The 24,179-nt window shown below is 71.5% G+C and carries 25 protein-coding genes; 18 read left to right on the forward strand and 7 right to left on the reverse strand.

Annotated elements, in window-relative coordinates:
- Positions 1–217: 217 nt before the first annotated feature.
- Genes aceE through OHU35_RS11845 form a run of 3 tightly spaced genes read left to right on the forward strand, consistent with a single transcriptional unit; the run spans position 218 to position 4,541 of the window.
- On the forward strand, positions 218–2,920 hold the full coding sequence (gene aceE, locus OHU35_RS11835) for a pyruvate dehydrogenase (acetyl-transferring), homodimeric type (RefSeq protein ID WP_189724628.1): 2,703 nt from the start codon (positions 218–220) through the stop codon (positions 2,918–2,920).
- A gap of 59 nt (positions 2,921–2,979) precedes the next feature.
- A complete protein-coding gene (locus tag OHU35_RS11840; protein WP_405505267.1) occupies positions 2,980–3,966 on the forward strand; it encodes a helix-turn-helix transcriptional regulator in 987 nt (328 codons plus the stop codon).
- Positions 3,967–4,019: 53 nt separating this feature from the next.
- A complete protein-coding gene (locus tag OHU35_RS11845) occupies positions 4,020–4,541 on the forward strand; it encodes a DUF4240 domain-containing protein (RefSeq protein WP_189724630.1) in 522 nt (173 codons plus the stop codon).
- On the opposite strand, the gene OHU35_RS11850 is transcribed toward OHU35_RS11845, so the two are convergent.
- Both OHU35_RS11850 and OHU35_RS11855 read right to left on the reverse strand, forming a co-directional pair.
- Complete coding sequence (locus tag OHU35_RS11850) at positions 4,531–4,725, reverse strand: hypothetical protein (protein ID WP_405505268.1); 195 nt, start codon at positions 4,723–4,725, stop codon at positions 4,531–4,533. The two genes, OHU35_RS11845 and OHU35_RS11850, sit on opposite strands and share 11 nt — an antisense overlap.
- Positions 4,722–5,642, reverse strand: a complete 921-nt coding sequence (locus OHU35_RS11855) for a peptidoglycan recognition protein (RefSeq protein ID WP_229872967.1) — start codon at positions 5,640–5,642, stop codon at positions 4,722–4,724. The genes OHU35_RS11850 and OHU35_RS11855 overlap by 4 nt, the downstream gene beginning before the upstream one ends.
- A gap of 190 nt (positions 5,643–5,832) precedes the next feature.
- On the opposite strand from OHU35_RS11855, the gene OHU35_RS11860 reads away from it, so the two are divergent.
- Positions 5,833–7,017, forward strand: coding sequence for a MarP family serine protease (locus OHU35_RS11860; protein ID WP_189724632.1), 1,185 nt, complete (start codon positions 5,833–5,835; stop codon positions 7,015–7,017).
- Positions 7,018–7,024: 7 nt separating this feature from the next.
- Here the strand turns inward: OHU35_RS11860 and OHU35_RS11865 are convergent, their stop codons facing one another.
- On the reverse strand, positions 7,025–7,522 hold the full coding sequence (locus OHU35_RS11865; protein ID WP_359895486.1) for a GNAT family N-acetyltransferase: 498 nt from the start codon (positions 7,520–7,522) through the stop codon (positions 7,025–7,027).
- A gap of 71 nt (positions 7,523–7,593) precedes the next feature.
- On the opposite strand from OHU35_RS11865, the gene OHU35_RS11870 reads away from it, so the two are divergent.
- Complete coding sequence (locus tag OHU35_RS11870) at positions 7,594–8,490, forward strand: TIGR01777 family oxidoreductase (protein ID WP_189724634.1); 897 nt, start codon at positions 7,594–7,596, stop codon at positions 8,488–8,490.
- Positions 8,491–8,737: 247 nt separating this feature from the next.
- Positions 8,738–10,144, forward strand: coding sequence for an NAD(P)/FAD-dependent oxidoreductase (locus OHU35_RS11875; RefSeq protein ID WP_189724635.1), 1,407 nt, complete (start codon positions 8,738–8,740; stop codon positions 10,142–10,144).
- Positions 10,145–10,205: 61 nt separating this feature from the next.
- On the opposite strand, the gene OHU35_RS11880 is transcribed toward OHU35_RS11875, so the two are convergent.
- Entirely contained in the window at positions 10,206–11,687 is a 1,482-nt protein-coding gene (locus tag OHU35_RS11880; RefSeq protein ID WP_189724636.1) for a regulator, read from the reverse strand.
- 238 nt (positions 11,688–11,925) lie between these two features.
- Here OHU35_RS11880 and lipB point away from each other — a divergent pair, with 238 nt between their 5' ends.
- The 4 genes from lipB (at position 11,926) to OHU35_RS11900 (ending at position 15,095) form a co-directional block, all read left to right on the forward strand.
- Positions 11,926–12,744, forward strand: a complete 819-nt coding sequence (lipB, locus tag OHU35_RS11885) for a lipoyl(octanoyl) transferase LipB (RefSeq protein ID WP_189724637.1) — start codon at positions 11,926–11,928, stop codon at positions 12,742–12,744.
- Positions 12,745–12,877: 133 nt separating this feature from the next.
- Positions 12,878–13,843, forward strand: coding sequence for a lipoyl synthase (gene lipA, locus OHU35_RS11890; protein WP_189724638.1), 966 nt, complete (start codon positions 12,878–12,880; stop codon positions 13,841–13,843).
- A gap of 261 nt (positions 13,844–14,104) precedes the next feature.
- Positions 14,105–14,317 carry a hypothetical protein gene (locus tag OHU35_RS11895; protein WP_189724639.1) on the forward strand — a complete coding sequence of 71 codons (213 nt, stop codon included), beginning with the start codon at positions 14,105–14,107 and terminating at the stop codon, positions 14,315–14,317.
- Positions 14,318–14,393: 76 nt separating this feature from the next.
- Entirely contained in the window at positions 14,394–15,095 is a 702-nt protein-coding gene (locus OHU35_RS11900; RefSeq protein WP_189724640.1) for a DUF4191 domain-containing protein, read from the forward strand.
- An 80-nt stretch (positions 15,096–15,175) separates the two neighbouring features.
- On the opposite strand, the gene OHU35_RS11905 is transcribed toward OHU35_RS11900, so the two are convergent.
- Positions 15,176–15,643 carry an RDD family protein gene (locus tag OHU35_RS11905; RefSeq protein WP_184596315.1) on the reverse strand — a complete coding sequence of 156 codons (468 nt, stop codon included), beginning with the start codon at positions 15,641–15,643 and terminating at the stop codon, positions 15,176–15,178.
- A gap of 210 nt (positions 15,644–15,853) precedes the next feature.
- On the opposite strand from OHU35_RS11905, the gene glnA reads away from it, so the two are divergent.
- From glnA to OHU35_RS11935, 6 genes are all read left to right on the forward strand, one after another.
- Positions 15,854–17,263 (forward strand): type I glutamate--ammonia ligase, encoded by a 1,410-nt coding sequence (gene glnA, locus OHU35_RS11910; protein WP_189724641.1) that lies wholly within the window; start codon positions 15,854–15,856, stop codon positions 17,261–17,263.
- Positions 17,264–17,372: 109 nt separating this feature from the next.
- Positions 17,373–17,657 carry a hypothetical protein gene (locus OHU35_RS11915; RefSeq protein ID WP_189724642.1) on the forward strand — a complete coding sequence of 95 codons (285 nt, stop codon included), beginning with the start codon at positions 17,373–17,375 and terminating at the stop codon, positions 17,655–17,657.
- Between the two features lie 51 nt (positions 17,658–17,708).
- Positions 17,709–18,080 carry a signal peptidase I gene (locus OHU35_RS11920; RefSeq protein ID WP_359895488.1) on the forward strand — a complete coding sequence of 124 codons (372 nt, stop codon included), beginning with the start codon at positions 17,709–17,711 and terminating at the stop codon, positions 18,078–18,080.
- A gap of 97 nt (positions 18,081–18,177) precedes the next feature.
- A complete protein-coding gene (htpX, locus tag OHU35_RS11925; protein WP_189724643.1) occupies positions 18,178–19,095 on the forward strand; it encodes a zinc metalloprotease HtpX in 918 nt (305 codons plus the stop codon).
- 1 nt (position 19,096) lies between these two features.
- Positions 19,097–19,681 carry a PspA-associated protein PspAB gene (locus OHU35_RS11930; RefSeq protein ID WP_359895489.1) on the forward strand — a complete coding sequence of 195 codons (585 nt, stop codon included), beginning with the start codon at positions 19,097–19,099 and terminating at the stop codon, positions 19,679–19,681.
- Between the two features lie 69 nt (positions 19,682–19,750).
- Positions 19,751–21,391: an alpha/beta fold hydrolase gene (locus OHU35_RS11935; protein ID WP_405505269.1), complete on the forward strand. Its 1,641-nt coding sequence runs from the start codon at positions 19,751–19,753 to the stop codon at positions 21,389–21,391.
- A 51-nt stretch (positions 21,392–21,442) separates the two neighbouring features.
- Here OHU35_RS11935 and OHU35_RS11940 read toward each other — a convergent pair whose 3' ends face one another.
- The gene (locus OHU35_RS11940) at positions 21,443–22,054 is read right to left on the reverse strand and encodes a TetR/AcrR family transcriptional regulator (RefSeq protein ID WP_189724646.1); all 612 of its coding nucleotides are present in this window, start codon (positions 22,052–22,054) and stop codon (positions 21,443–21,445) included.
- A 118-nt stretch (positions 22,055–22,172) separates the two neighbouring features.
- Between OHU35_RS11940 and OHU35_RS11945 the strand changes: the two genes are divergently transcribed.
- Positions 22,173–23,246 carry an aldo/keto reductase gene (locus OHU35_RS11945; protein ID WP_405505270.1) on the forward strand — a complete coding sequence of 358 codons (1,074 nt, stop codon included), beginning with the start codon at positions 22,173–22,175 and terminating at the stop codon, positions 23,244–23,246.
- Here the strand turns inward: OHU35_RS11945 and OHU35_RS11950 are convergent.
- The gene (locus OHU35_RS11950) at positions 23,234–23,548 is read right to left on the reverse strand and encodes a hypothetical protein (protein ID WP_189724648.1); all 315 of its coding nucleotides are present in this window, start codon (positions 23,546–23,548) and stop codon (positions 23,234–23,236) included. The genes OHU35_RS11945 and OHU35_RS11950 overlap by 13 nt on opposite strands.
- Positions 23,549–23,774: 226 nt before the next feature.
- On the opposite strand from OHU35_RS11950, the gene OHU35_RS11955 reads away from it, so the two are divergent.
- Positions 23,775–24,134 (forward strand): arsenate reductase family protein, encoded by a 360-nt coding sequence (locus tag OHU35_RS11955; RefSeq protein ID WP_189724649.1) that lies wholly within the window; start codon positions 23,775–23,777, stop codon positions 24,132–24,134.
- Positions 24,135–24,179: the final 45 nt, after the last annotated feature.

The raw sequence follows: 24,179 nt of genomic DNA on the forward strand, positions 1-24,179 counted from the left end.
AAATCCCGTCACCGCGTGCCACTGCCGGAGGCACCGCGTGCCTACTTTCTCGTGATCAAGAGGTTTTACGCCTCAACCCTTTGATCGATCATCGATCAGAGAGTTACAGTCGCCGACGGGCTTCCACCCAAGCCCCCGCCCTGTCCTGCCAAAGACAAAGGGCACCCCCGAACCCTTACCGATGAGGGAACCCCCTTCGACTGAGGAAGGCGGCGACATGACCGACCCCAAAGCCATCCAGCCGAGCGAGCTCGACCAGCTCCCGGACCGGGACCCGGAGGAGACCGCCGAATGGCGGGCCTCCCTGGACGCGGTGACCGAGGCGGCCGGACCGCACCGCGCCGCATACCTCATGCGGCGCACGCTGGAGCGCGCCGAGGGCGCCGGCCTCGCGCTGCCGAAGCTCCTCGAGACCGACTACGTCAACTCCATCCCCACCCCCGCCGAGCCGGGCGTGCCCGGTGACGAGGCGATGGAGCAGCGGATCACCGCGTGGAACCGCTGGAACGCGGCCGCGATGGTGACCCGGGGCAGCAAGTACGGCGTCGGCGGCCACATCGCCACCTTCGCCTCCGCCGCCTGGCTCTACGAGACCGGCTTCAACCACTTCTTCAAGGGCAAAGAGGCCGACGGCTCCGGCGACCAGCTCTACATCCAGGGCCACGCCTCCCCCGGCATCTACGCCCGCGCCTTCCTCGACGGCCGGCTGAACGAGAGCCAGCTCGACAACTTCCGCCGGGAGGCGGGCGGCGACGGCCTGCCGTCCTACCCGCACCCGCGCCGCCTGCCCTGGCTGTGGGAGTTCCCGACGGTCTCCATGGGCCTCGGCCCCCTGTCGGCCATCTACCAGGCGCGCTTCAACCGCTACCTCGCCAACCGCGGCATCAAGGACACCGCCGGTTCGCACGTGTGGGCGTTCCTCGGCGACGGCGAGATGGACGAGCCCGAGTCGACGGCGGCCCTCGCGCTCGCCGCCCGTGAGGAGCTGGACAACCTCACGTTCGTCATCAACTGCAACCTGCAGCGCCTCGACGGCCCGGTCCGCGCCAACTTCAAGATCGTGCAGGAGCTGGAGGCCCAGTTCCGCGGCGCCGGCTGGAACGTCGTCAAGACGCTGTGGGGCACGGCCTGGGACGAGCTGTTCCAGCTCGACACCACCGGCGCGCTCGTACGCCGCCTGCGCCAGGTACCGGACGCGCAGATCCAGACGTACCAGACGCGCGACGCCGCCTACATCCGCCAGGACTTCTTCGGCGCCGACCCGGCGCTCGTGGAGCTGGCGAAGCTGCTGAGCGACGACAAGATCCTCGAGTGTTTCCACCTCTCGCGCGGTGGTCACGAGGCGCGCAAGGTGTACGCCGCCTACCGTGCGGCCGTCGAGCACAAGGGCGCGCCGACCGTGATCCTGGCCCAGACGGTCAAGGGCCACACCCTCGGCGAGGGCTTCGCGTCGAAGAACGCCAACCACCAGATGAAGAAGCTGACGGTGGACGAGTTCAAGAACATGCGCGATCTGCTCGAGCTGCCGATCAAGGACAGCGACTTCACCGACGGCGTGGTGCCCTACGGCCACCCGGGCGCCGACTCCCCCGAGGTCCGCTACCTCCAGGAGCGCCGTGCCGCCCTCGGCGGTCCGGCCCCGGCCCGTCGCGTGCACCCGGTCGCGCCGCTGCCCGCCCCGGCGGAGAAGGCGTTCGCGTCCTTCGACAAGGGCTCCGGCTCGCAGAACGTGGCCACCACGATGGCGTTCGTCCGCCTGGTCAAGGACCTGGTCCGCGACAAGGAGACGGGCAAGCGCTGGGTGCCGATCGTCCCGGACGAGGCCCGCACCTTCGGTATGGAGTCGCTGTTCCCGTCGCTCGGCATCTACTCGCCCAAGGGCCAGACGTACGAGCCGGTCGACCGCGACCAGCTGATGTACTACAAGGAGGCCAAGAACGGCCAGATCCTCAACGAGGGGATCACCGAGGCCGGTTCGATGGCCGACTTCATCGCCGCTTCGACGTCGTACGCGACGCACGGCGAGGCGATGATCCCGTTCTACATCTTCTATTCGATGTTCGGCTGGCAGCGCACGGCCGACCAGATGTGGCAGCTCGGCGACCAGCTCGGCCGCGGCTTCCTCGTCGGCGCCACGGCCGGCCGCACCACCCTGACCGGTGAGGGCCTCCAGCACGCCGACGGCCACTCCCCCGTCATCGCGGCGACCAACCCGGCGGCCCTGTCGTACGACCCGGCGTTCGCCTACGAGGTCGCGGCCATCGTCAAGGACGGTCTGCGCCGCATGTACGGCGAGGCGGCCCCGGGCGAGGACCAGAACGTCTTCTACTACCTGACCGTCTACAACGAGCCGATGCCGCAGCCCGCGAAGCCGTCCGTGGACGGGGTCGACGAGGGCATCGTCAAGGGCCTGTACCGCTTCAACACGGCGGAGTCGGCGGGCATCACGCCCCCGGCCAACGCCCCGCGGATCCAGCTGCTCGGCTCCGGTACGGCGATCCACTGGGCGCTCAAGGCGCAGCAGCTGCTCGCCGAGGAGTGGGGCGTGGCGGCCGACGTGTGGTCGGCGACGTCCTGGGGCGAGCTGCGCCGGGACGCGCTGGAGGCGGACGAGGCGCTGCTGCGCGGCGAGGAGCGGGTGCCGTTCGTCCGGCAGGCGCTCCAGGGCGCCGAGGGCCCGGTGCTGGCGGTCTCCGACTACATGCGCCAGGTCCCGGACCAGATCGCGCAGTGGGTCGAGCAGGACTGGTCCTCGCTGGGCGCCGACGGCTTCGGCCTCTCGGACACCCGTGAGGCGGCCCGCCGCCACTTCGGCGTGGACGCCGAGTCCATCGTCGTCGCGGCCCTGGCCCAGCTCGCCAAGCGCGGCGAGGTCAAGGCGACGGCCGTGAAGGAAGCGCGCGAGAAGTACGGTCTGTGAGCACGGACCGGTGATCAGCAGGCCCCCGCCACGGCGGGGGCCTGCTGCATGATGTGCCCATGCGTGCTGCCCGGCTCATCAAGATGGTGCTGCTCCTGCAGTCCCGGCCCGCCATGACGGCCGCCGAACTCGCCCGTGAGCTGGAGGTGTCGGAGCGGACGGTGACACGGGACGCCCAGGCGCTGTCGGAGGCGGGCGTTCCGGTGTACGCGGACCGGGGCCGGGCCGGCGGGTACCGGCTGGTCGGCGGGTACCGTACGCGGCTGACCGGGCTGCACCGCGGCGAGGCGGAGGCGCTGTTCCTGTCCGGGGTGCCGGGGGCGCTGCGCGAGATGGGCCTGGAGGACGCCGCCTCGGCCGCTCAGCTGAAGGTGTCGGCGGCTCTGCTGCCGTCCCTGCGGGACGCCTCGAAGACGGCGGCGCAGCGGTTCCATCTGGACGCGCCGAACTGGTTCAAGGAGCCGAGGACACCCGCGCTGCTGCCTGCCGTCGCCGACGCGGTGTGGGACGACCGGCGGGTCGTCGCCCGGTACCGGCGCGGGGAGGACGAGGTCGTCCGGGAGCTGGAGCCGTACGGGCTCGTGCTGAAGGCGGGCGTCTGGTACCTGTGCGCGCGGGTGGCCGGGGGCGGGTCCTTCCGGGTGTACCGGATCGACCGGTTCACGGCGGTGGACCCGGGCGAGGAGCGCTTCGAGCGGGAGCCGGAGTTCGAGCTGCCCGCCTTCTGGGAGGAGCGGGCGGAGCAGTTCGCCCGGTCGATCCTGCGGGCGCGGGTGGTGGTGCGGCTGTCCCCCGACGGGGTGCGTCGACTGCCGTACGCCCTCGACTCGCTGTCCGCGCGGGAGGCCCTGGCGGACGCGGACGGTCCGGACGCCGACGGATGGGTGACGGTGGCTCTGCCGGTGGAGTCCGAGGAGGTCGCCCACACCCAGCTGACGGCGCTCGGCGCGGAGGTGGAGGTGCTGGCGCCCGAGGGCCTGCGCGAGCGGTTCGCGGGGGACGCGCTGCGGCTGGCCGGGCTGTACCACCCCGAGAGCGGCGCATAACGATCCCGCGCACTCCGGGTGCGCCGGTGTGCCCCAGGGCCGATGCTTGACCCGTGATGGACGAGACGGAGTTCTGGGAGCTGGTGGACGACTCTCGCGAGGCCGCCGAAGGCGACCCGGAGGAACAGGCCGACCTGCTCGTGGAGCGGCTCTCGCAGCTGGACCCGGACTCGGTCCTGGACTTCGCCCGTCACTTCGAGTCCCGCTACAACCGCGCCTACCGGTGGGACCTGTGGGGCGCCGCCTGGGTGCTGCTCGACGGGGCGAGCGACGACGCCTTCGACTTCTTCCGCTGCTGGCTGATCGGCCAGGGCCGCCATGTCTTCGAGGGCGCCGTGCACGACCCGGACTCGCTCGCCGAGCTGCTGGGCGAGTTCGACGAGGAGATCGACGGCGACGGCGAGGAGCTCGGCTACGCGGCGGACGAGGCCTACGAGCAGCTCACCGGCGTGGTCGCCCCGGATCTGGAGGTCCCGCCCGCGCCCCCGGAACCGGAGGGCACGTCGCTCGACTTCGAGAACGAGCGGCTCCTCGCCGAGCGGTATCCCCGGCTGTGGGAGCGCTTCAGGGGCTGACCGCCAGGGTCCGGGCGTCGCTCTTCACCGCGTGGTATAGCGGGGCCGCGTTGGCCTGGTCGAGAGCGGACGCGGTGGCCGCCGCCGGGCCCAGGACGACGGTCGCGGCCGCGCAGAGCACCGCCCAGGGGCCGCGCGTGGCCGTGATCCAGGTGTGCGGGTTCTTCGTACGGCCGTCGTTCATGGTCCCCACCTCCGGTCGGCTGCCTGTGTGGGTGACCGTAGGGGGCCGTGATCTGAGGACACTGCGCGCCGGCTGTGGCCTTGCTGTGGGTCTTTCGGCCGGTGCTGCAGTCGGGCCGCCAGCTCTCTGATCTCCGGCAGGCGGGCGTGCAGGGCGGCGCCGGGGCAGCTGGTCATGTAGCCGTCGTTGTGGCCCGCGAGGGCGGGGAGTTTCGCGGTGGTGCCGGCCGCGTACCGGCTCAGGCCGTTGCTGGAGACCAGGCGGACGCTGGCCCGCGGGTCGGTGCCGGACAGGCCCAGTTTCCAGGCGGACAGCGCGGCGATGGCGTGGATCATGGCCCGCGGCACGGGCATGCCGTCGGTGAAGGTGCCGAGGGCGGCGATGCCCGTGGTGCCGTGGTTGAAGCCCTGGGTGTGGGCGCCGGTGACGGCACGCTCGACGCCGCCGGCACGGCCCTCGTAGATGGTGCCGCAGCGGTCGACGACGAAGTTGTAGCCGATGTCGTCCCAGTCGCGGGTGCCGGTCTGGCCGGTGTACACGTCCCGGATGATGCGGGGCGCGTCGGCGCAGTCGTAGCCGTTGGGCGTGTCGGTGTGGTGGACGAACACGGCGCCGACCCGGTCGTCGTAGCGGGGGCGCGGCTGCTCGCGGGCGGCGTCGCCCAGCCAGTGCGCTCGGGGCACGATGTGCGGCCGGGGGGCGGTGTAGGGCTTGGCGGTGGGCCGGGCCGCGGCCGGCTCGGGGGCGCTGTCGGCGGCGTTCTCGACGCCGTAGGCGCACAGCACCAGCGCCACGGCGGCGGAGAGGCCCGGCAGGCAGCCGAGGCCCACCCGGGCGGCGCGCGGCAGGCCGGTTATGCCGGGTGTCCTGGCGGCGCGGTGCCTGCGCGCACCCTGCCGTCTTCGGAAGACACGCATGTGCTCACTGTCGACCCGATCCGGTCCGTCCGCGATGTGTGATGTGCCACCCGGTGGAACCATCGTCACGGTCCGCGACGTTTTTCCTGGTGCACGGACGCGTGGCCGGTTCTGATCATCCACGCGCGTGTGACTGATCACCGGGCCCTCCCCCCACGTACTAAGGGGTTCCGAATGAAAGGCGGCGTGCGTGGACCTGCTCGACATCCTGCTGTTGCTGGTCGTCCTGGCCTATGCGGCGTCCGGATACCGGCGCGGGCTGGTGGCCGGCTGTGTGTCACTGGCGGGCTTCGTGGGCGGCGCGGTCATCGGCGTGTGGGTCCTGCCGTGGGTGATGGACCTGGTGACGCCGGGGACGACGGGGGCGACGCTGACAGCGGTGTTCACGGTGCTGCTCCCGGCGGTGGTGGGGCACGAGCTGGCGGGGCGCCTCGCGCTGCGGCTGCGGCGGGAGCTGGACAGAGGGCCGCTCAGAGTGGCGGACGGGATCGGCGGGGCCGTGGCCAACTCCGTCGCCGTGCTGATCGTGGCCTGGGTGGCCGCTAGCGTCCTGGGCGTGTCCTCGTCGCCGCTGGTCACCTCGGCGATCCGGGATTCGCGGCTGCTCGACGCCGTGCAGCGGACGATGCCGGACACCACGCCGGCCTGGTTCTCGGGGGCCACGTCCGCACTGACCCAGGCGGGCTTCCCGCAGGTCTTCAACCCGTTCGAGAACGAGTCGACCGCCGAGGTGGCCGCACCCTCCGGTGACAGCGTCACGGCGGCCGCCACCGACGCCGCCAAGCGGAGCACGGTGAAGGTGGAGGGCGTCGCCGGCACCCAGGGCCGCGAGGGCAGCGGGTTCGTGTACTCCCGGGAGCACGTGATGACCAACGCCCACGTGGTGGCCGGCATCGACGAGCCGACCGTGCAGATCGGCGGGGTCGGGCGGACGTACGAGGCGCGGGTGGTGCTCTTCGACTCGCAGAAGGACGTGGCCGTGCTGTACGTGCCGGGTCTGAAGGCCCCGGTGCTGCGGTTCGACGACGCGGCGCGGCGCGGCGACTCGGCGGTCGTCGCGGGCTATCCGCAGGACGGCGACCTGAACCTCCAGGGGGCGACGGTCGCGAACCGCGTGCGGGCGACGGGCCAGAACATCTACAACGACGGGACGGTCACCCGCGAGATCTACTCGATCCGCTCCACCGTCCGCCCCGGCAACTCCGGCGGCCCCCTCCTCACCACCGACGGCCGGGTCTACGGCGTGGTCTTCGCCCGCTCCACCTCGGACGCCGAGACCGGCTACGTCCTGACGGCGGCCGAGGTCGCCGCGGACGCGCGACAGGCGGCGGACGCGACGACTCCGGTGGACACGGGGGAGCTCGCCGCGTCATGACACCCGGTCAGGCGGCCGGCAGGGAGCGCCCCATGAAGACGTCGTCGACATACGCCCCGTCGAGGAAGAACTCCTCCGGCAGGACCCCCTCCACCACGAACCCCTCGGACTCGTAGAGCTTGCGGGCCGCCGTGTTGTGGGCGAGGACGCGCAGGGTGATGCGCCGCGCCCCCTGCCGTCGCGCCTCCTCCCCCGCCGCCCGCAGCAGCGCCCGGGCGACGCCGTGACCGCGCGCCTCCTCCGCGACGGCGAGCCCCCGGATCATCCGCACATGGGCGTTGCAGGCGAGTGACGTCGCGGTCCCCAGCCGGAGATAGCCGGCCAGGACCCCGTCGAACTCGGCGACAAGACAGTCCTGCGCCGGGACCCGCTCGGAGAAGAAGGGCTCGTACGGCGGCTCGGGGCGGGGCTGGACGGCGTGCAGATGCGACCAGACGGCGCGGTCGAGCAGCCCGAGCGCCTCCTCGTCGTCGAGCCGTGCGGGTCGTATGTGCGGAGTCGGCATGGCGGTCACGTTACGTCGGCGACGGCGGTTGCCGACGGGGCTTTTATGTACGCGACCGGCAAGATTGAGCCATGCGACGCATCGCGGTGACCGGCGCTTCCGGTCTCATCGGCAGCGCTCTGGTGCGGTCCCTGACCGCCGACGGGCACGAGGTGGTGCGCCTGGTGCGCCATGAGCCCCGGGCGGCGGACGAGGTCCGCTGGGACCCGGAGGGCGGGCGTGTGGACGCGGCCGGGCTCGCCGGGTGCCACGGGGTGGTGAACCTGGCGGGGGCCGGGGTCGGCGACCGCCGCTGGACGGACGCCTACAAGCAGCGGATCCGCGACAGCCGGGTCAACGGCACGGCCGCGCTCGCCGAGGCCGTCGCCTCGCTGGACGAGAAGGACCGGCCGCGGGTCTTCGTGAACGGCAGCGCGATGGGCTACTACGGCGAGACCGGGGACCGGACCGTCGACGAGAGCGCGCCGGCGGGTGAGGGCTTCCTGCCCTCGCTGTGCGTGGACTGGGAGGGCGCCACGGCACCCGCCCAGGAAGCCGGTGTGCGCACGGTGTTCACGCGGACCGGACTGGTCGTGTCCCGCGAGGGCGGTGCGTGGGGGCGGCTGTTCCCGCTGTTCCAGGCGGGGCTCGGCGGGCGGATGGGCGACGGGCGGCAGTACTGGTCGTTCATCGCGCTGCACGACGAGGTCGCCGCGATCCGGCATCTCATCGAGACGGACGGTCTGTCCGGGCCGTTCAACCTCACCGCCCCGAATCCCCTGACGAACCGTGAGATCGTCGCGGCGATGGGACGCGTGCTGCGCCGCCCCACGCTGTTCGCCGTGCCCGCGCCCGTCCTGCGGAGCGTGCTCGGCGAGATGGCCGGGGACGTGCTCGGCAGCGCCCGGGTGCTGCCGACGCGGCTGCTGGAGTCGGGCTTCCGGTTCGCCTTCCCGGAGATCGAGGGGGCGATCCGGGCGGCGCTGTGACGGGTCCCGTACGGGCCCCTCACGGGTCCCGGCCCTTCCGCGACAGCTCTTCGAGTCGCCCACAAGCAGTCTGCGACCACTCCATGCCCACAAGGCATCCGTATGCGACCGCCGTGCGACCGTGCCCTGTTGATGCGCGACCCCATTTGACCGATCACAGCCCTACCCTCGACCAGAACTCGCGTATCCCTGCGGCCTGTTGAGGGCATGACGTCTCCAGCGCCCGCGCAACCTCGAGGAGGGGCACGTGCTTGAGCCCGCGTACCAGGCGGACGTGGTCGTCGTGGGGGCCGGGGTCGCCGGACTCTCGGCCGCGAACCGGCTCACCCGCGCAGGAGTGACGACCATGGTCCTGGAGGCCGCCCACGGCGTCGGCGGCCGCATGGCGACGGAGAAGGTCGACGGCTTCCGGCTCGACCGAATCGGCCAGTTGCTGTCCACGGCGTATCCGGAACTGCAACGGACACCCGGCCTGGGCGGGCTGGTGCTGCGTCCCTTCGCGCCCGGTGTCCTGCTGCACGGCGACGGACGCCACCATCGCGCGGGGGTCCAGGCGGGCGCAGGGGGCGCACGGGGCGCACTCCACGCTGTGCGCGCCCTGGCGAGCGCCCCCCGGTCGCCGGTCGCGCCCAGGCCGCCCAGGAGGCCGGTGGCCGTACCGGGCCGGCAGGTCTCCGTGCCCCGGAGCCGGTCCGGCGCCCCGCTCGGCACGGCCGTCGACCAGGCCCGTCTGGGTGCCGCACTCACCCGGCTGGCGAGCACCCCGGCCGAACGGTTGCTGGCCCGCCCGGAGCGGCCCATCGGTGAGGCCCTGGCGGCGCGCGGGCTGCCCGCCCGTACGATCGACGGCTTCCTGCGTCCGCTGCTCGCCGCCCTGCTGTGCGACCCGGACCTGACCACGTCCAGCCGGTGCGCGGACCTGGCGCTGCGGGCCTTCGCGAGCGGCCGGCTCTGCGTGCCGGAAGGCGGCGCCGAGGCCCTGCCGGAGCTGCTGGCCCGCACGCTGCCGCCGGGCACCGTGCACACCGGCGTGCGCGTCACCTCCGTCTCCACGACCTCGGTGACCACCGCCGAGCACGGCGAGATCCGCTGCCGGGCGGTTCTGGTGGCCACGGACGCCCGGGCCGCCGCCGAGCTGCTGCCCGGGCTGCGGGTGCCGGATTTCCACCCGGTGACGGTGGTGCACCACACGACCGACGAGCCGCCGGAGACGGGGGCGTCGCTGTTGCTCGACGCGGATCTCGGCGGGCCGGTCGCGCACACGTCGGTGGTGAGCCGTGTCGATCCGTCCCGGGCGCCGGCCGGGCGGGCGCTGGTGTCTTCGACGGTTCTGGGGCGGCCGCCGGGGGATGTCGACACGGCGGTGCGGATGCACTTGGCGCGGTTGTACGGGATGCCGACGGCTCGGTGGGAGACGCTGGCTGTGCACCGGACGCTGGAGGCGGTGCCCGCGATGCGGCCGCCGCATGATCTGCGGCGGCCGGTGCGGTTGATCGCCGGACTGTATGTGTGTGGGGATCACCGCGATACCAGTACTGTCCAGGGCGCTTTGCACTCTGGGCATCGGGCTTCGGCGGCGATCTTGGCGGACTTGGGGGCGGGGCGGTCGATGCATGTCGCCGATCCGCTGCCGACTGTGCCGCGGGCCGCGTAGTGATTCGTCGGCCGCGGGTGCGTGGGGGTTGTTCGCGCAGTTCCCCGCGCCCCCAGGGCATCTATCCCAAGGCCGATACCTTGTCGCGGTAAGTCCGCACGGGTGCCGCGTCCTTGTAAGGCTCCAAACGGCGCTCGAAGTCCCTCACGTACTCCACCGCCCGCACCGAACGCATCTCCGCGGCCTGGCCGGCGGCCTCCGCTCCGAGTTGGCAGGCCTGGTCGAGTTCGCCCAGGCCCAGGCGGGCGGTGGCCAGGACCACGCGGCAGAAGAGGCGGCTGCGGGCGTAGGAGGGGGCGCGTAGTTGCAGGGAGCGTTCCGCGTGCTGGGCGGCGGCGCGGAACTGCTGCAGGTCGCGGTGGCAGTGGCCGAACTCGTCGGCGAGCTGTGCCTCGTCGAAGAACTTCGCCCAGTGCGGTACGTCGTCCCCGGGCCGGGCCGTCTCCAGGGCGCGCTCGGCGCGGACCAGGGCCGCGGTGCAGGCCCGGACCTCGCCGAGCACCCCGTGCCCGCGCGCCTCGGAGGCGTGGAGCAGCGTCTGCACGACGGGCGGGGCCGAGGTGCCGACGCCCTGCTGTGCCACGCGGGCGAGCTGCACGGCCTCCCGCCCGTGCCCGAGGTAGACGGCCTGCCGGCTCATGGTGACCAGCACATACGCCCCGTACGTCCGGTCCCCGGCCGCCTGGGCGAGCCGGAGCGCCTGCACGAAGTAGCGCTGGGCGAGTCCGTGCGCGGCGATGTCGTACGACGTCCAGCCCGCGAGCCGGGTCAGGTCGGCGGCGGCCGCGAACAGCCGGCGGCCGGTCTGCTCGCCGTAGGTGCCGCGCAGCATCGGCTCGCACTCGTGCTCCAGATAGCGCACCAGCGCCTGGCGCGCGTGACCGCCGCCGTAGGCGTCGTCGAGGGTGCGGAAGAGCTCGCCGACCGAGCGCAGGGCGGCGATGTCGCCGCCGGTGACCTTCTGGCCGGGTCCGCGCTCGGCCTGGCCGCGCTGGCGGGGCAGGGACGGTACGCCGCCCGGCTCGCCCGCGGCCGGGAGACGGACGGGGACGCGGCCCTGCGCCGGGATGCGGGCGGCGGGCGGCTCGCCCCGGGCGACCTTCTCGTCGGCCCGGCCGATCAGCCAGTCCCGGCTCGGCACGACGAGCCCGGCCGGGGTGAAGGCGATCTTGCGCAGCTCGGCGTGGCTGCCGGAGTCCTTGCGCCACAGCCCGCTGACGATGTCGACGGCCTCCTCGGGGGCGGCCGCGAACTCCAGCCCCGCGTAGACCGGGGCGCAGGCGTCCAGGCCGAGATCCTGGGCGGTGAGGCGGCGGCCCAGGCGCCGGGTGAAGACCTCGGCGATGAGCGCGGGGGTGGTGCCTCGGGGCTGCTGGCCGCGCAGCCACCGGGTGACGGAGGTCTTGTCGTATCTCAAGTCGAGCCCGTGTTCGAGACCGAGCTGGTCCACGCGACGGGCGAGTCCCGCGTTGGAGAACCCCGCTTCTGAGATGAGCGCGGCGAGCTGTCGGTTGGGGGTGCGCTGCGCGGGTCGTTCCGTCATGGTGCGGTGCGGTCTCCTGCCTTCCGGTGTTGGTGATGTGCCGGATTGCGTGTGAGCAGGCCTTTTGGCTTGCTGGACGGCGCGAATGTAGCGGAGAGTAAGCACCCCATCACACATTTTCGGGGACATTCATCCGATCGTGTGAGGATTGGCCCCGGGACTGACGTGTGCGGGCCGGACGTACAGTGGCTTGGGCGCGATACGTGTCTGACACACCTGTCCGAGGGAGGCGCTTGCCGTGAGTGGGTTGCGGTTCGTCCGCATGGGGTTCGGTGACGAGGCCGTCGAGTACCGGGAGGCCTGGGACGAGCAGCGCCGGGTCCACGCGGCGCGGTTCGCCGACGAGATCTCCGACACGGTCCTGCTCCTGGAGCACCCCCCGGTCTACACGGCGGGACGGCGCACGGCGGACAACGAGCGGCCCCTGGACGGCACGCCGGTCGTCGACGTGGACCGCGGCGGCAAGATCACCTGGCACGGCCCCGGCCAGCTGGTGGGCTACCCGATCCAGAAGCTTCCCCGCCCGGTGGACGTCGTGGCGCACGTACGCCGCCTCGAGGAGGCCCTGATCCTCACCTGCGCGGAGTTCGGCCTGGAGACCACCCGGGTCGAGGGCCGCAGCGGCGTGTGGGTACTGGGCGACCCGGTCGAGCAGCGCGCCGCGCTCGGAGGGCTGGCCCTGGACTTCGACCCGCGGCTGCACGACGAGGAGTTCGACCCGCGCCTGAACGGCCCGGAGTACGCCCCGTCCAACGCGGGCCAGCGCCGTGAGGACCGCAAGATCGCCGCGATCGGCATCCGCGTGGCCAAGGGCGTCACCATGCACGGCTTCGCCCTCAACGTGAACCCCGACAACAAGTGGTTCGACCGGATCATCCCCTGCGGAATCCGGGACGCGGGCGTCGCCTCCCTGGCGAACGAACTCGGCCGCGACGTGACGATCGCCGAGGTGCTGCCGGTCGTCGAGCGCCACCTGAAGGACGTACTGGAGAACGCGGAGCTGAAGCCGCGAGTGATCGAGAAAACGCCGGCAGCCGTCAGCCCGTCCGGCGTTTGAGGACGAGGCCGTTCAGGCCGGAGCGGGGGCCTGGGGGCGGCAGCCCCCAGTGGGGGAGAACACCCACGCCGGGTTTCAAATCAACGGGCGTACCCTAGAGGGCGCCGAAGAATCAATCGCTAGGGAGCCGGTCGTGTCCGCAGTCGCACCCGACGGACGCAAGATGCTGCGCCTGGAGGTCCGCAACAGCCAGACCCCCATCGAGCGCAAGCCTGAGTGGATCAAGACCCGGGCGAAAATGGGTCCCGAGTACACCAAGATGCAGAACCTCGTGAAGAGCGAGGGCCTGCACACGGTCTGCCAGGAAGCCGGCTGCCCCAACATCTACGAGTGCTGGGAGGACCGCGAGGCGACCTTCCTCATCGGCGGCGACCAGTGCACCCGGCGCTGCGACTTCTGCCAGATCGACACCGGCAAGCCCGAGGCGCTCGACCGCGACGAGCCGCGCCGGGTCGGCGAGTCCGTGGTCACGATGGACCTGAACTACGCCACGATCACCGGCGTCGCCCGCGACGACCTGGAGGACGGCGGTGCCTGGCTGTACGCCGAGACGGTCCGCCAGATCCACCAGCAGACGGCGGACCGCGAGGAAGGCCGGACGAAGGTCGAGCTGCTCGCGCCCGACTTCAACGCCGTCCCCGAGCAGCTGGCGGAGGTCTTCTCCTCCCGCCCCGAGGTCTTCGCGCACAACGTCGAGACGGTCCCGCGGATCTTCAAGCGCATCCGCCCCGGCTTCCGCTACGAGCGCTCCCTGAAGGTCATCACCGAGGCCCGCGACTACGGCCTCGTCACCAAGTCGAACCTGATCCTCGGCATGGGCGAGACCCGCGAGGAGGTCAGCGACGCGCTCAAGCAGCTGCACGACGCGGGCTGCGAGCTGGTCACCATCACGCAGTACCTGCGACCCTCCGTGCGCCACCACCCCGTGGAGCGCTGGGTGAAGCCGCATGAGTTCGTGGAGCTGCAGCAGGAGGCCGAGCAGATCGGCTTCTCCGGTGTGATGTCCGGCCCGCTGGTGCGCTCCTCGTACCGCGCGGGTCGCCTCTACCGGATGGCCATGGAGCAGCGGGACGCGCGCATCGCGGCCCAGGCCGTCTGACGCATCGTCACCACCCCCGCCCACCCCAGGGCGAGACAAGCGTGTGAATTCCCGCACAAGACGCTACCCGCCAGTAGCGGCCGATTCGACGCGGTCCTGACCGTCCTCGCAGATGAGGGCACATGTCAGGACCGCGTCGGCGTTTCACCACTCCCCGCCGGGGCTTCATGGGTGTTTGACCGGCCGGTCACGCCCTGGTAACACCAATCAGTGACGCTGAACTCACAGCACGTACACCCGTACCGAGGGGGGACCTCACCCATGCAGGCCGCGCCCGTCCGCGCCACCGCGATTCCGTCCTTCACCACCGCACTGCGTGCCGTCGAGTCGCTGCTGATGAGCAGCGGTCAGCGCACCGCCCGCCGCAACGCGTGGACCTCCGTGCTGGAGGACCGCCGTCGCGCCAAGGACCGGGTCGAGACGCAGCGCGTCCTCGACCAGTCGGTTTCCCGGTCCGCCTCCGTCCGTCCCTGACTCCGGGCCCCTCCCCCACGGGCCCCCGCGGGCACTGCCGTCGTCGGCGCTTGTGGGGCCACGTAGACTTCGTGCCATGGCGAGGAAGGAACCTGCAGCGGACGCTGCGAACCCCGGGCGACTGAAGCAGATCGCTCTGACCTACAAGATGACCCGCAGGGCCGACAAGAAGATCGGCCTTGTACTCGCGGCAGTCGGAATCGTCACCTTCGGTGTCTTCCTCGCGATCGGTTTCTTGATCGGTCACCCCATCTATCTCGGCATCCTGGGCCTCCTGCTCGCCTTCCTCGCGTCGGCGATCGTGTTCGGGCGCCGGGCCGAGCGGGCCGCCTTCGGGCAGATGGAGGGACAGCCCGGCGCCGCGGCGGCGGTGCTCGACAACGTCGGCCGAGGCTGGACGACGACCCCCGCGGTGGCGATGAACCGCAACCAGGACGTGGTGCACCGCGCCGTCGGCAAGGCCGGCATCGTCCTGGTGGCCGAGGGCAACCCGAACCGGGTGAAGTCCCTCCTCGCCGCCGAGAAGAAGAAGATGAACCGCATCGTCGCGGACGTGCCCGTGCACGACCTGGTCGTGGGCACGGGCGAGGGCCAGGTCGACCTGAAGAAGCTGCGCACGACCATGCTGAAGCTGCCGCGCGTGCTGACCGGCCCGCAGGTCACGGCGACGAACGACCGGCTGCGCGCCCTCGGCGACCTGATGAGCAACATGCCGCTGCCGAAGGGGCCCATGCCGAAGGGCATGAAGCTGCCGAAGGGCGGGCCGAAGGCCCGCTGACACCCCGCACAAGCTGACGACGAAGGGGCGCCCGGATCACCGGGCGCCCCTTCGTCGTCAGCTTGCTTTCATCGGGAACGCTAGATGCGGACCTCGACCGTGCCCGCCAGCCGGTCGTGCAGACCGCGGCCGTCGCGGTCCCAGATCAGGGCGGGGATCGCGAGGAAGAGCAGGACCGTGCGCAGGAGCGTGCGCCAGGGGCTGACGCGGCCGGTGTCCAGGGCCAGCACCCGCAGACCGAGGAGCCGCTTGCCCGGGGTGAAGCCGACCGTACCGACCGTGAGCACCATGAGGGCGAACAGGATGAGCGGCGCCCAGATCTGGGCCGCTTCGTTGTAGCTCTGCGTGATAAGACCGTATGCGATCAGGAGACTCAGGCCCCAGTCCACGGCGAGGGCGCCGAGCCGGCGCCCCGGACGGGCGATCGAGCCGGGCCCCTCCTCGGGCAGACCGAGCTGCTCGCCCCGGTATCCGAAGTCGACACCGGCCTCTTCCGCGGCCGCGCGGGGCCCGGAAAGCCACGATCCGAGTGCTTGCCTGTTGTCCACCCGTCCACGGTACTGCGCCCGTAAATGACCAGGGCACGGCGGGGTGTGGTCGGGCTACGGTGGAGGGTGAGCCGGTTAACTTGTGCGAAACAAATGAGTCACGCCAGAGAAATCACCCGTCCCTAGGGTCTACGTCAGCGTGTGCCACCCGCACTGGCAGCACGAACGAACTACCACCCCGGCGGGACGGTCGGGAGTAGGAGGAGCTGGATGTTCCAGAACGCCGACGAGGCCAAGAAGTTCATCGCGGACGAGGACGTCAAGTTCATCGACGTCCGCTTCTGCGACCTGCCGGGTGTGATGCAGCACTTCACGATCCCCGCATCGGCCTTCGACCCGGCCGAGGAGCTCGCCTTCGACGGCTCCTCCATCCGCGGCTTCCAGGCCATTCACGAGTCCGACATGGCGCTCCGCGCCGACCTGTCCACCGCGCGCGTCGACCCGTTCCGCCGCGACAAGACGGTCAACATCAACTTCTTCATCCACGACCCGATCACGGGTGAGCAGTACTCCCGTGACCCGCGCAACGTGGCGAAGAAGGCCGAGGCCTACCTCGCCTCCACCGGGATCGCCGACACGGCGTACTTCGGCCCGGAGGCCGAGTTCTACGTCTTCGACAGCGTCCGCTTCGCGACCAGCGCGAACGAGTCCTTCTACCACATCGACTCCGAGGCCGGCGCCTGGAACACCGGTGCCCTCGAGAACAACCGTGGTTACAAGGTCCGCTACAAGGGCGGCTACTTCCCGGTCCCGCCGGTCGACCACTTCGCCGACCTGCGTGCCCAGATCTCCCTGGAGCTGGACCGGGCCGGCCTGCAGGTCGAGCGCCAGCACCACGAGGTGGGCACCGCCGGCCAGGCCGAGATCAACTACAAGTTCAACACGCTGCTCGCCGCGGCCGACGACCTGCAGCTCTTCAAGTACATCGTGAAGAACGTGGCGTGGCAGAACGGCAAGACGGCGACCTTCATGCCCAAGCCGATCTTCGGTGACAACGGCTCGGGCATGCACGTCCACCAGTCGCTGTGGACGGGCGGCCAGCCGCTCTTCTACGACGAGGCCGGTTACGCGGGCCTGTCGGACACCGCCCGCTACTACATCGGCGGCATCCTCAAGCACGCCCCGTCGCTGCTGGCCTTCACCAACCCCACGGTGAACTCGTACCACCGCCTGGTGCCGGGCTTCGAGGCCCCGGTCAACCTCGTCTACTCGCAGCGCAACCGCTCCGCGGCCATGCGTATCCCGATCACGGGCTCGAACCCGAAGGCCAAGCGCGTCGAGTTCCGCGCGCCCGACTCCTCCGGCAACCCGTACCTGGCGTTCTCGGCGCTGCTGCTCGCGGGCCTGGACGGCATCAAGAACAAGATCGAGCCGGCCGAGCCGATCGACAAGGACCTCTACGAGCTCGCCCCCGAGGAGCACGCGGGCGTCCCGCAGGTCCCGACCTCCCTCCCGGCCGTCCTCGACCGCCTGGAGGCCGACCACGAGTTCCTGCTCGCGGGCGACGTCTTCACGCCGGACCTGATCGAGACGTGGATCGACTACAAGCGCGCGAACGAGATCGCGCCGCTGCAGCTGCGTCCGCACCCGCACGAGTTCGAGCTGTACTTCGACGTGTGATCGACGCCTGATCGAGGCATCACGACCGCGCCCCCGCCGCCGTACCGGCAGCGGGGGCGCGGTCGTATGTTCTATTCTGCTGACAGGACCACACGGGGGTGGAGTGGGAATGTCCGAGCACGAACAAGACGGCCAGGAGCGCGAGTTCGACCTCAGATGGGCGGACGACGCCGAGCACAAGGAGCCCTCGGCCCGGGCCCGCATGCTCGCCGCGCGCTGGAAGCACAACCCTCCCGGCCCCGTGCCGTTCCGCCCCGATCCCGACCACCGGTCGTCCGGCCGCCGCTCACCCGGCCGCCGCTCCCGCTCGTCATGGATCTCCACGGCCGTGGTGTTCGGCTGTGTGGCGGCGGTGATCGTGCTGCTCGGGTACATCAACTTCCGGGCGCCTTAGCGGGGCGTGCGCCGAGAGGACCGACCAGGGCGGCTGCTAGCGTCCCGGCGCGTGGACGACGGTGTGTATGTGGGCAACGCGGGTGCGGACGCGGCGTTGGACCAGGGGTGGTTGCTCGGGCATTTCAAGGGGGGCGGCGATCCGCGTCACAGTGAGGCTGTGGAGGTCAAATGGGGTGTCCACGCCGCTGGTGAGGAACGTGCGCGGTGGGTGCGGGGTGAGGAGCGGACCGCGTTGCTGGTGCTGATCAGCGGGCGCTTCCGGGTGGAGCTTCCCGGGCGCAGTGTGCTGCTGGAGCGGCAGGGCGACTATGTCGTGTGGGGGCGCGGGGTGGATCACTCCTGGGTCGCGGAGGAGGAGTCGGTGGTGCTGACCGTTCGGTGGCCGTCCGTGCCCGGGTACGCGGTGGGCGCGGGCGGCTGACGCCTTTGCCTGTCCTGGGGTCGATCACGACCCGTTCATGGGCGGGGCCGGGTGCACACTGGCAGTGGGACGAGTGCCTGACTGCGGGGTGATGCAGATGCACAGTCGCTTCCGGAGTGACCGGCGGTTGACCACCCGTATGGGGATCACGCTGTTCCTGCTCGGGCTGTTGTACGTGGGGTTCGTGGCGGCGCTGATCGTGCTGCTGAAGTCCTGGGTGCTGGTCGTGGTGGTCGCGGCCGGGCTGTTGGGGGCTCAGTACTGGTTCTCGGACCGGATCGCGCTGTACGCCATGCGCGGGCGGGTCGTGGAGCGGGAGGAGTTTCCCGAGCTGCACGGGGTCGTGGACCGGCTGTGTGCCATCGCGGACATGCCCAAGCCGGTGGTGGCCGTGTCCGAAATGGACATGCCGAACGCGTTCGCGACCGGGCGGAACCCCGACCACGCCGTGGTCTGTGTGACGACCGGGCTGCTGCGGCGGCTGGAGCCGGCCGAGCTGGAGGGCGTCCTCGCGCACGAGCTGTCGCATGTGGCGCACAAGGACGTCGCCGTGATCACGGTCGCGTCCTTTCTGGGGGTGATCGCGGGGCTGATCGTGCGGTTCGCCTTCTACTCGCAGGTGTTCGGCGGGGCCAGGAGGGACCAGAACACGGCCGCGGTATTCGCCGCGGTGATGGGGGTGGCCGCCGCCGTGTACGCGATCAGCTTCCTGCTGATCCGGGCCCTGTCCCGGTACCGGGAGCTGGCCGCCGACCGGGCGGCCGCGCTGCTCACCGGCCGGCCCTCGGCGCTGGCCTCCGCGCTCACCAAGGTATCCGGCGACATCGCCCGCATCCCGACGAAGGACCTGCGCACGGCCCAGGCCTTCAACGCCTTCTACTTCACCCCGGCGCTGGGCCGCGAGCCCGGTGTCGCGCGGCTCTTCTCGACCCACCCGAGCCTGGAGCAGCGCCTCGACCAACTGGGCCGGATCTCCGCCGAGCTGGGCGAGGCGGCGGCACCCGGAGGGGTGTGACATGGGGCTGCTGGACATCCTGCTCGGCCGGACCAAGCCGGTCGTGGCGGATCTCGACCGGCTCTTCGCCCTGCCGTCGGCGGCCGTGACCCTCGAGGCCGCTGCGGGCTTCACCCCGACGGGGCAGGGCGCGGTGTGCTTCGCCACGGTCGAGGGCGCGGCCTTCGAGCAGACCCACCGCGAGGTGCAGGCCCTGCTGGACGCCGACACCGACCGCGACGGTCCACCGGTGGAACTGCGGCAGGACGGCTACGGCTACTCCTGGCTGGTCTCGCACCGCGCCCCCGACCAGCTGCACGCGCTCGTGAACGACCTGCACGCCGTGAACAGCCAGATGGAGGTCAACGGCTTCGGCCCGCAACTGCTGTGCTCTCTGGCCGGGTTCCGGGACCGGGCCGGCCGGCGGCTCGCGCTGGTCTACCTCTACAAACGCGGCACCTTCTACCCGTTCGCGCCCCTGCCCGGAGAGGCGGAACGGCGCGACAACGCGCTGGAACTCCAGGTGCGCGCGGCGCTCGCCGACGATCTGCGGATCGAACAGGACCTGAGCCGCTGGTTCCCGGTGTGGGGAGCGCCCGGCCTCTGATCGCCCCTCATTGATCACCCCCTCCCGGATCACCCCTCACGGGCCTGCGCCGCGTGAGTGAATGACCGTATGAGTGAGCTGATCCCTTTCACGCACACCGTCGACTCCACGCACACCCTCGGCGGTGAACGACTCAGCGGGCTGTACGCCGGTGCCGGTGCGTCGGCGAGAGCGATGGCCGTCGTCCTGCACGGCGCGGGCAACGGCAGCAAGGAGCGGCTGGTGCCGCTGCTGTCGGAGTTCGCCGCACACGGCTGCCACGCCCTCGCCTTCGACTTCTCGGGTCATGGGGAGAGCACCGGCTCGCTGCGGGAGCTGAGCCTGCGCCGCCGCTTCGAGCAGGCCGTGTCCGTGATCGACGCGCACGCGCGCGAGGACGGGCCTCTGATCCTGGTCGGGTTCAGCATGAGCGGTCAGACGGTGGCCGATCTCGCCCGGCACTACGGGGACCGGGTGGTGGCCCTGGGGCTCTGCGCGCCCGCGGTGTACGCGGCCGAGGCGTGGGACGTGCCGTTCGGGGAGGGTGACGGGCGGTTCAGCGAGATCATCCGCCGGCCCTGCAGTTGGCGTGCGTCGACCGCGCTCGACGTGCTGCGGGCGTACGAGGGACGGGCGGTGCTCGCGGTGCCTGGCACGGACCAGGTCATCCCGCCCGCCGTGACGGAGGCCGTCTCGGAGGCGCTGGCCCGGCGCGCCCAGTTCACCCACTGGGAACTTCCGGAGGCGGAGCACCGGTTGGGCCCCTGGTTCCGCGACCGCCCCGACGACCGGCGGGCGTTCGTCACCGCCGTGCTGACCGGGCTCGGCGAGCAGGGCTGGACGGCGACCCGCGCGTGGGTGGCCAAGCAGCTCCCGGAGGGCCGCACGGTCGACAAGTCGTCTTTCCTGAAGGGTGGTTGGAGCGCCCAGATGCGGCGGCTCGCCCTCGACGACGGCACCGCCCTCGCCCTGCGGACCTTCGTGAAGCCCTTCTTCCGGCGGCACGCCCCCGAGCTGCTGGCCCGCGAGGCGGACGTGCTCACGCTGCTGGCCGGGCAGGAGGGCGTGCCGGCCCCCGAGCTGATCGGCGTGGACGCGACCGCCGAGCACTGTGACCATCCGTCCCTGCTGATGTCCGTACTGCCGGGGCGGGTCCGGGTCGACGAGGAGGACCTCGACGCTCGCGTGGAGCTGCTGGCGGCTCAACTGGCCGGGATCCACCGGGTCATCCCCGAGGAGCGTCCGCGTGCGTACCAGGCGTGGACATCGCCGACGGGCGTCCCCCCGGGGTGGGAGCGGGCCGTGGACGTCATCCGCCGCGATCCCCCGCCGTACGAGGGCTGTTTCCTGCACCGGGACTTCCACCCCGGGAACGTGCTGTTCACGGGCTCGGGGACCGACCTGCGGATCGGCGGTGTCGTCGACTGGGTGGAGACCTCGTGGGGCCCCGCCGACCTGGACGTCGCCCACTGCTCGACGGCGCTCGCGCTGCTGCACGGCCCGGAGTACGGCCTCGGCTTCCGCGAGCGCTACGAGGCACACGGCGGCCGGCACCTGGCCGACGGCCCGGACCATCTGTACTGGCGGCTGCTCGACGCTCTGGCCTACGTCCCCGACGCGGCGAAGCTGGCGGTTCCTTGGCGGGAGCTGGGGCGGACCGACCTGACGCCGGAGGTGCTGGGCGGGCGTCTGGAGGCGTATGTGACGGGGCTGATGGAACGGTACGCCTGAGGCACGCAGGCCGGGCGCGGGCGCTCCCGGGGCAGGCGGGTCTTCGCGGCCTCAGGCCCGTACGTACACGCCCGCGCGGGCCGCGGTCGCCGCGGCCTCCGCGGCCCGGTCGGCCATGGCCCCGTCGAGCCGGCCGCCGCTGATCAGCAGGTGGTAGTAGAGCGGGGCGGAGACGGCGCGGACCACTTCATGCGTGTCGGTGCCCTCGGGCACCTCGCCCCGGTCGACGGCCTGCCGCACGCACGGAGCCCATTCCCTGACGCGGATGTCGTAGAAGCGCCGCAGCGCCGCGGCCGTCTTGGGGTCACAGGTGGCGGCGGCGATCAGCGCCTTGAACAACGCCCCCTGCCGGGGGTCCGTCAGGGTGCGCTGCACGAGCCGGGCGTTGGCCGTCAGGTCGCCGAGGAGCGAGCCGGTCTCGGTGCGGGGCGCGGACTGCTCGGCCATGTCCAGCAGGAGGTCGGCCACCAGGCCGGTGACCGTCGCCCAGCGGCGGTAGACGGTCGTCTTGCCGACTCCGGCGCGGCGGGCGATGTCGGCCAGGTCCAGGCCGGTGAAGCCCTGTTCGGTCAGGGCGTCCTCGGCCGCCCGCAGCACCGCTTCCCGCACCCGCGCCGTGCGCCCTCCCGGCCGTAGGGTCCCCGGCTCGCCTCCGTCAGCCATAACGGCACTCCCGTTCCATTAAGCGCTTCACCCTGCTACCTTAATAACCACTAACGGAACCATAGACCCGTTAGTAGAGGCCACTCGTTGGTGAGGGTCGCTCTTGAAAGGGGCCGAGATGGAATACAGGCGACTGGGCGCGTCCGGACTCACGGTCCCCGCGCTGAGCTTCGGAGCCGGCACCTTCGGCGGGCGGGGCCCGCTGTTCGGCGCGTGGGGCACGACCGACGCGCAGGAGGCACGCCGCCTCGTGGACATCTGCCTGGACGCCGGGATCACGATGTTCGACACCGCCGACGTCTACTCCGCCGGCGCCTCCGAGGAGGTTCTGGGACAGGCGATCAAGGGCCGCCGGGACCAGGTGATCGTCTCCACCAAGACCGGTCTGCCGATGGGGGACGGACCGGGCGACGCGGGTTCCTCCCGCTCCCGCCTGATCACCGCCTGCGAGGACGCGCTGCGCAGGCTGGGCACCGACCACATCGACCTGTTCCAGCTCCACGCCTTCGACGCCGGGACGCCGGTCGACGAGGTCCTGGCCGCGCTCGACACGCTCGTCCAGGCGGGCAAGGTGCGCTACACCGGCATCTCCAACTTCTCCGGCTGGCAGGTGATGAAATCCCTCGCGGCCGCCGAGAAGTACGGCCGTCCGCGCCATGTGGCCCACCAGGTGTACTACTCCCTCGTCGGCCGCGACTACGAGTGGGAACTCATGCCGCTCGCCCTCGACCAGGGCCTCGGCGCGATCGTCTGGAGCCCGCTCGGCTGGGGGCGCCTCACCGGCAAGGTCCGCCGCGGAGCACCGCTCCCGGCCGGCAGCCGGCTGCACCGCACCGCCGAGCACGGCCCGCCCGTCACCGACCAGCACCTCTACGCCGTGGTCGACGCGCTGGACGAGATCGCGCAGGAGACGGGCAAGGCCGTGCCGCAGATCGCCCTCAACTGGCTGCTCCAGCGGCCGACCGTGTCCTCCGTCCTCATCGGCGCCCGCGACGAGCGGCAACTGCGCCAGAACCTCGGCGCCGTCGGCTGGAGCCTGACCCCCGAGCAGCTGGCGAGGCTCGACACGGCGAGCCACCGCCCGGCGCCCTACCCCTACTTCCCCTACGAACGCCAGGAGGGCTTCGCCCGGCTGAACCCACCGGTGTTCCCCGCGCCGGGAACACCGGTGGGACGGCTTCAGCGCGCGTAGCGCATGAACGCCCGCACCATGTGACACGTCGTGTCCGACGGCGGGTGGACGCCGATCTGTTCCGCCGCGCCGCGGATCGTCTCGTTGCGGGCCTGGTTCGGCATGTAGACGCCGGAGTCGAGCAGGGCGATGGCGAGTCGCATCGCCTTGAGGCGACGGTTGTGCGTGACGTACCACTCGCGCGGCCGGCCCGGCGGCAGCGGCCGCTTCTCCACGGGCGCGTACGGCAGGTCGAGCAGGACGGGACGCTTCGCGGTGGACTGGGTGGGCAACGGCTTCGACTTCAGAGCGGCAGCGGGCACAGGCATCCTCCTGTCGCGATGGGCGCTCACCGGAGTCCTCTGCGACCCCGGCGCCACCCTCGAACACTGCTTACAGTTTACCGCCGGGCACTGACAACGGGGAGTCCTCCCAGCCCGGCAAATGCCCAGGTGGGGAAGGAAATTGGCGTCTTGTCACGGCAGGTCCGCGAGGGGCGCCTGAGTCGGCTGAAAATCGAACAGCGGCGGCAGCGCGTACCGTGGGCGCATGGAGATCTGGATCAATCCGGCCTGTTCGAAGTGCCGTAGCGCCGTGACGCTGCTCGACGCCGAGGGGGCCGACTACACCGTCCGCCGCTACCTGGAGGACGTGCCGAGCGAGGACGAGATCCGTGGTGTTCTCGCGCGCCTCGGTCTCGAGCCGTGGGACATCACCCGCACCCAGGAGGCGGCCGCCAAGGAGCTCGGGCTCAAGGAGTGGCCGCGGGACGCCGGTTCGCGCGACCGGTGGGTCAAGGCGCTCGCCGAGCACCCGAAGCTGATCCAGCGCCCGATCATCACCGCGGACGACGGCACGGCCGTGGTGGGCCGGACGGACGAGGCCGTGCGGGACGCACTGTCGCGCTGACCACCCCTCTTTTCACATGTGGCACAGGTCACTTCGTTGACTCCT

It is taken from the genome of Streptomyces purpurascens (assembly GCF_045040895.1).
GTDB lineage: Bacteria > Actinomycetota > Actinomycetes > Streptomycetales > Streptomycetaceae > Streptomyces > Streptomyces purpurascens.

Excerpts from the sequence above, each read along its gene's own strand:
- aceE (WP_189724628.1), top strand. The coding sequence starts at position 218 with ATGACCGACCCCAAAGCCATCCAGCCGAGCGAGCTCGACCAGCTCCCG.
- OHU35_RS11840 (WP_405505267.1), top strand. The coding sequence starts at position 2,980 with ATGCGTGCTGCCCGGCTCATCAAGATGGTGCTGCTCCTGCAGTCCCGG.
- OHU35_RS11850 (WP_405505268.1), bottom strand. The coding sequence starts at position 4,725 with ATGAACGACGGCCGTACGAAGAACCCGCACACCTGGATCACGGCCACG.
- OHU35_RS11855 (WP_229872967.1), bottom strand. The coding sequence starts at position 5,642 with ATGCGTGTCTTCCGAAGACGGCAGGGTGCGCGCAGGCACCGCGCCGCC.
- OHU35_RS11865 (WP_359895486.1), bottom strand. The coding sequence starts at position 7,522 with ATGCCGACTCCGCACATACGACCCGCACGGCTCGACGACGAGGAGGCG.
- OHU35_RS11870 (WP_189724634.1), top strand. The coding sequence starts at position 7,594 with ATGCGACGCATCGCGGTGACCGGCGCTTCCGGTCTCATCGGCAGCGCT.
- OHU35_RS11880 (WP_189724636.1), bottom strand. The coding sequence starts at position 11,687 with ATGACGGAACGACCCGCGCAGCGCACCCCCAACCGACAGCTCGCCGCG.
- OHU35_RS11895 (WP_189724639.1), top strand. The coding sequence starts at position 14,105 with ATGCAGGCCGCGCCCGTCCGCGCCACCGCGATTCCGTCCTTCACCACC.
- OHU35_RS11900 (WP_189724640.1), top strand. The coding sequence starts at position 14,394 with ATGGCGAGGAAGGAACCTGCAGCGGACGCTGCGAACCCCGGGCGACTG.
- glnA (WP_189724641.1), top strand. The coding sequence starts at position 15,854 with ATGTTCCAGAACGCCGACGAGGCCAAGAAGTTCATCGCGGACGAGGAC.
- OHU35_RS11915 (WP_189724642.1), top strand. The coding sequence starts at position 17,373 with ATGTCCGAGCACGAACAAGACGGCCAGGAGCGCGAGTTCGACCTCAGA.
- htpX (WP_189724643.1), top strand. The coding sequence starts at position 18,178 with ATGCACAGTCGCTTCCGGAGTGACCGGCGGTTGACCACCCGTATGGGG.
- OHU35_RS11930 (WP_359895489.1), top strand. The coding sequence starts at position 19,097 with ATGGGGCTGCTGGACATCCTGCTCGGCCGGACCAAGCCGGTCGTGGCG.
- OHU35_RS11935 (WP_405505269.1), top strand. The coding sequence starts at position 19,751 with ATGAGTGAGCTGATCCCTTTCACGCACACCGTCGACTCCACGCACACC.
- OHU35_RS11940 (WP_189724646.1), bottom strand. The coding sequence starts at position 22,054 with ATGGCTGACGGAGGCGAGCCGGGGACCCTACGGCCGGGAGGGCGCACG.
- OHU35_RS11945 (WP_405505270.1), top strand. The coding sequence starts at position 22,173 with ATGGAATACAGGCGACTGGGCGCGTCCGGACTCACGGTCCCCGCGCTG.
- OHU35_RS11955 (WP_189724649.1), top strand. The coding sequence starts at position 23,775 with ATGGAGATCTGGATCAATCCGGCCTGTTCGAAGTGCCGTAGCGCCGTG.